This window comes from Enterococcus sp. 10F3_DIV0382 (genome assembly GCF_002140245.1).
Taxonomy (GTDB): domain Bacteria; phylum Bacillota; class Bacilli; order Lactobacillales; family Enterococcaceae; genus Enterococcus_B; species Enterococcus_B lactis.
Genome location: NZ_NGMF01000001.1, coordinates 1,182,934 through 1,184,271 on the forward strand (window position 1 = coordinate 1,182,934; position 1,338 = coordinate 1,184,271).

Annotated in this window: 1 protein-coding gene and 2 pseudogenes; all 3 read left to right on the forward strand. The window is 30.3% G+C overall.

The window, feature by feature from the left end; all coding sequences use genetic code 11:
* The first annotated feature begins 111 nt into the window (after window positions 1-111).
* Entirely contained in the window at window positions 112-825 is a 714-nt protein-coding gene (locus A5849_RS05945; protein ID WP_256923987.1) for an ATP-grasp fold amidoligase family protein, read from the forward strand.
* A gap of 2 nt (window positions 826-827) precedes the next feature.
* Window positions 828-1,163: pseudogene (locus A5849_RS05950) on the forward strand (UDP-glucose 6-dehydrogenase); the annotation flags it as partial.
* 62 nt (window positions 1,164-1,225) lie between these two features.
* A pseudogene (locus tag A5849_RS15160) lies at window positions 1,226-1,338 on the forward strand (glycosyltransferase family 8 protein); the annotation flags it as partial.

Consider the following 1,338-nt stretch of genomic DNA (forward strand, 5'->3'; position numbering starts at 1 on the left):
ATCTGAATCTAAAAAACGTTTCATCACTGCGTTCCCAAAAGAACCAGTGCCGCCTGTGATTAATAAAATTTTATCTTTGAACATTACCACCTGTCTCTTATACACATCTAGATGTGTATAAGAGACAGATCCTATGTTAAAGAAAAAGGTCTTGAGAATTTATTAAACGAACTATTTGGTGTTTATAATACAACTAGAGATATTGACTGGGATATATTGCCCCAAAAATTTGTTTTAAAAACTACTAATGGAAGTCACACTAATATTATTGTAAAAGATAAAAATCAGATTGATAAAGTAGAAGTAGTTCGACAACTAGATAAATGGCTAAAAAAAGATTTTGGAAAATCTAATATTGAACCCCATTATTCCCAAATGAAACCTAAAATAATTTGCGAAAAATTTATTGAGACTACAGACAGCCACTTTCCAGATGATTATAAATTTTATTGTTTTAATGGGGAACCATTATACTGTCAATTTATGACTAATAGGCATACTGATTTAAGTAAAGGAATGATGGCAATATATGACATGCAATGGAATAAAATTGATGTGATAAAAGATAAGGCAATCGATATAAATGTTGCAAAACCAAATAAATTTGAAGATATGATTAACTATGCAAGACATTTATCAAAAGACTTTCCATTTGTACGTGTAGACTTATATAATGAGGGAGAAACGATAATTTTTGGTGAATTAACATTTACACCAGCAGCAGGAAGATGGCTATCAGTCACTGATTCAATGCTTGATGAGATGGGGGATAAATTAAAATTACCTAAAGAAAAATTTATTAATTATAAAAAAAAGGAAGTTTAAATATGAATATCTCAATTTTTGGTCTTGGATATGTTGGTCTAGCCAACGCTTTATTACTTAGCCAGCATGAAAATGTTAAAGCATATGATATCGTTGAAGAAAAGATCGATATGCTAAGAAACAGACAATCACCTTTAGAGGATAAAGAAGTTCACGAGTTTCTCGAACGGGATGATTTGAATGTGGAATTTACTAAAGATTTCGAGGAAGCTGTACTTTTTGGTGATTACTTGATCATCGCTACACCGACAGATTACGATGAAAAGAAAAATTACTTTAATACTTCCACAGTTGAAGACGTTATTGAAAAAGCCCTGATCATTCGACCAGATGCAACCCTGTCTCTTATACACATCTATCTGATATTGATAAAGTAATTTATTTAGATAGTGATGTTTTAATTAATGATGATATTAAAGAATTGTGGTCTTATTCAAATAAAATCCATTATTTAGGTGCTATTATTAATCCAGGATATGATTATGACAATAGAGTATTTGGTGTATCTAAAGA